Genomic DNA, 3,999 nt, shown 5'->3' on the forward strand with positions numbered 1-3,999 from the left:
GAATTTGAACAGCGTTATGAACAAATGCCTGATGTCAAAAAAGCGGAATTAATCGAAGGAATTGTTTATATGGCATCACCCTTAAGAATGACCCAACATGCTAATCCCCATGCTCGTATTATGACTTGGTTAGGTACATATTGGTCAGCTACACCAGGGGTAGAAGTGGGAGATAATGCGACTGTACGTCTAGATGCCGACAATGAACCTCAACCGGATGCTTTACTAAGACTAACGGTAGATGGACAATCAAGGATTAGTGAAGACGGCTATGTAGAAGGTGCGCCAGAATTAATCGTAGAAATAGCAGCCAGTACGGCCTCTATTGATTTAAATGATAAATTAAAAGCTTACCGACGTAATCAAGTTCAAGAATATTTAGTTTGGCGGGTTTATGACGGAGAACTTGATTGGTTTCGGTTAAGGGAAGGAAAATATATTAAACTAAACCCGAATGATAAAGGCATTATCTGTAGTGACTACTTCCCTGGGTTATGGTTAGCCCAAGATGCTTTACTTACCGGAGACTTAGGCCAAGTATTAGCCATTTTACAGGAGGGATTAAAATCACCGGAACATGAAAACCTAGTTAAGAAATTGACCGATAAGGGGAAGGTTGACTAAAACAAAATTCAAAATTCAGTTATTGTAGGGTGGGCAAAGGTCGATGATTTATGATTACATGGTCAGAGGTACATTATTTGTCCACCAAATTTTTTTAATTCAAAATTCAAAATTTAAAATCAAGTCCGTAGGGTGCGTTACGATGTCGCTAACGCACAAATTCGATACAATAGTGCGTTATGCTAATAGCTAACGCACCCTAAAAATACTATTAAGGCAAGAGGCAAGAGACAAATGGAACAAAACAGCTCTTTTTTAGGGACAGGATGGAGTTTTCCCCCTACATTTAATGGGGATACTGGAACGGTGGAGATGGTGTCTGATCAGGAGGATATTGTCCAAAGTCTGGAAATTATCCTGTCAACCCGTCCAGCTGAACGGATTATGCAGCCTGATTTTGGTTGCGAATTGAGTCAGTTTCTGTTTGAGGAAATTACTCAAGGGTTAATTACGGGAATAAGAGGCACGATTTCTGATGCTCTGTTGAACCATGAGCATCGTATAGATGTGGAGGAAATTAATATTGAGGACAGTGAAATAGAGGGATTGTTGTTAATAAGTATTACCTATACGGTGCGAGTCACTAATTCTAGGTTTAACCTGGTTTATCCTTTTTATATTAATGAGGCTCAAACGGTTTGAGTAATTAAAAATTAAAAATTAAAAATTAAAAATAAAGCTTGTAGGGTGGGCAAATCGACCCGATTCGAGATATTGTTGTCAGAGGGTCAGCATTTGCCCACCAAACCCCTTGTAGGGTGGGCAAATCGACCCGATTCGAGATATTGTTGTCAGAGGTTCAGCATTTGCCCACCAAACCCCACAGCCGCTCAGGGAAGGTGGGCAAATGGACCCGATTCGAGATATTGTTGTCACAGGGTCAGCATTTGCCCACCCTACGCCTCCGATTCCCGATTCCCGATTCCCGATTCCCGATTCCCGATTCCCGATTCCCGATTCCCATTAACTCCCCACAACTAAAACCAGCCTTCAATCTCTTCGTTTGTCAACATTTTCTTCAACTTTTGATATTCCCGTTTTGTCGCTTCATAGATATGTTCCATGTTCACGGGTTCATCGGCGGCGGCGGCAAAAAAAGCGGCATAAAGGGCAATATTGCGAATATTTCCGCCAGCTACTTTGAGTTGACCCAGTTTCTGGTAATTTAAGTTTTGGGTTGGTGTCATAGTCGGAAAAATCCGCTGCCAAATTTGGGTACGGATTTCGGAATCGGGAAAAGGAAACTCGACCACAAAGCGAATCCGGCGCTCAAAGGCACTATCGAGAGCGCTTTGGAAATTGGTGGTCAAAATAGCTAACCCTTGATAGGCTTCCATTCTCTGCAGCAAATAGCTGACTTCGATGTTAGCGTTGCGGTCGTGACTGTCTTTAACTTGGGTACGCTTACCAAACAGGGCATCGGCTTCGTCAAACAGAAGAATTGCACTACCTGTTTCAGCAGCATCAAAGATCCGCCGCAGATTCTTTTCGGTCTCTCCAATATATTTACTGACTACTCGACTTAGGTCGATGCGATAAAGATCCAGGCGAAATTCGTTGGCTAATACCTCTGCAGCCATGGTTTTACCAGTACCGCTAGCACCGTAAAATAGGGCGCTGATGCCCAAACCCCGATCCCCAAAATGGGCGAAACCCCATTCCTGATAGACTTTATACTTGTATCTGAGATGAGTGGCAATATCCCCAAGAAGCAGCCGTTGTGGGGTAGGTAATACGAGATCGTCCCAGGTAGCAGTAGCATTTATCGGTTGCGCTAAGTGTTCTAATTGATTACGGCTGATTTGGCGGCAGAAATCCCATAATTGAACTTTTGAATTTTGAATTTTGAATTGATCACAGGCGGCTTGAATACTAGCACTACTGAGGTTAAACTGTACGGCGATGCGCTGAATTTGACCGTTAAGTTCTGCTGCTGCTGACCCGAGATGGCATTCCCACAGGTCATATTGTTCCTGGTGGCTCAATGGGGGGATGTCTAGGTTAACAACAGTCCGCTGACAGTCAATTTTTCTGTCATTGCTGCTGAGGATTAAGGGAGTATTGTTACTATCAATAAATTGGCTCAGAGCCAACTCCCGCCCTGGCTCGGTAAAATTATAACTATCCCAGTCAATAAACAGGACACTATTGCTAAGATGGGCTTCCCTTTGCCAACGCTTCGCGAGTAGGTAGACATCCTGGGGGTTGGTGGTCAGAGCCAATGGTTCGAGAGTTTGTAACTTTAACCCCAAACCCTGACAAGTGGCGGAGGCAATTTGGTATTTTGTGCTTCGATCCGAGCCAGATAATTGCACCACGGGATAGCTATTTCTCCCCTCGCTGCCAGACCAAATGGTGATCAATTGCGACCCTATACTTAACTGAGAGCTAGGCAAAAGATGACCGTTGGTCTGAGGCGGTAGGGGTATGATCTTGCCTGCTAATTCCTCGTCTGTGGCATATTCACCTAAAAGAAAGCAGAGGATACGCTGGTCAATATAGAGGGGGGACTGGCTTAGGATCAATCCTGGTTCTATGTGGAGCAGTTGCCAGTAAAGTAAAGGGCGTTGGGGAGAAAGGACACCCCAATTGGCTCCGGGAATGGCGTCAAAAGCTAAACTGAGAGTAGGATAGTTTTTGTTAGGACTATTTTTTTGGGCTTGGGCAAACAAAGAATGGAATAATGGTTCGATTTCCATTCCCGCGCACATGAGCAGGATATCCCTTTCAAAGGGGGAGAGAAGGAATTTGTTACAAAGTTTAGCCAGGGCAGAAGTATCGTCAACAATTTCAGTAACGGTTTGTTGATTTATATTACCTTCTATGTATTTTTCTAAATAGTTACGAACTCGCTCGATTTCTTGAAACAGAGAACTAAGATTAGAGTGATACCAGTTGGTTTGAGAAAGGGGTGCCATGTCGCGCTCCATGAAGACGATCCGATCGACTGATATTGTTTTCTTTAAGGGTACATGGGATGAAAGCATTCAGCCGTCAGCTATCAGCTATCAGCTGATGGGGGGATGCGTAAACGTTCGACGCCTGTTTACGGCACGGTAGGGATAGTGTAAAACGAGCAGGGATTTTAAACCAGCCGTACCAGCACCCCCCAGCTTGTTTACTACCTCCCATTGATTTGCTGACGGCTGACAGCTGATAGCTGAATACTTACTTAAGAAAAAAGGAAATAGCTATGCGCACTACTCATACCTATAAACCGAAATATTCTCACTCTACTTCTAGGACAAATGCTCAAAAAAAGAAAGACTCCAGAGTGATGGGTTCTAGAAGACGACATGAAGAGGACAGGGATTGGAACGCGGAAGAGGCGGTCGGGGAATGGGGCAGTAGAATGGCTAATGTGATGCACTCCCT

At 44.0% G+C, this 3,999-nt stretch carries 4 protein-coding genes; 3 read left to right on the forward strand and 1 reads right to left on the reverse strand.

Annotated elements, in window-relative coordinates:
• Both F6K38_RS36655 and F6K38_RS36660 read left to right on the forward strand, forming a co-directional pair.
• A partial coding sequence (locus F6K38_RS36655) for a Uma2 family endonuclease (protein ID WP_287359935.1) occupies nt 1-624 on the forward strand: 624 nt, incomplete at its 5' end.
• A 234-nt stretch (nt 625-858) separates the two neighbouring features.
• Nucleotides 859-1,266 carry a GPW/gp25 family protein gene (locus F6K38_RS36660; protein ID WP_287359937.1) on the forward strand — a complete coding sequence of 136 codons (408 nt, stop codon included), beginning with the start codon at nt 859-861 and terminating at the stop codon, nt 1,264-1,266.
• Nucleotides 1,267-1,601: 335 nt separating this feature from the next.
• Here the strand turns inward: F6K38_RS36660 and F6K38_RS36665 are convergent, their stop codons facing one another.
• Complete coding sequence (locus F6K38_RS36665; RefSeq protein WP_287359938.1) at nt 1,602-3,542, reverse strand: ATP-binding protein; 1,941 nt, start codon at nt 3,540-3,542, stop codon at nt 1,602-1,604.
• Nucleotides 3,543-3,817: 275 nt separating this feature from the next.
• Between F6K38_RS36665 and F6K38_RS36670 the strand changes: the two genes are divergently transcribed.
• The coding region (locus tag F6K38_RS36670) for a hypothetical protein (RefSeq protein ID WP_287359939.1) at nt 3,818-3,999 on the forward strand (182 nt) is incomplete at its 3' end.

Source organism: Moorena sp. SIO3B2 (assembly GCF_010692525.1).
Lineage (GTDB): Bacteria > Cyanobacteriota > Cyanobacteriia > Cyanobacteriales > Coleofasciculaceae > Moorena > Moorena producens.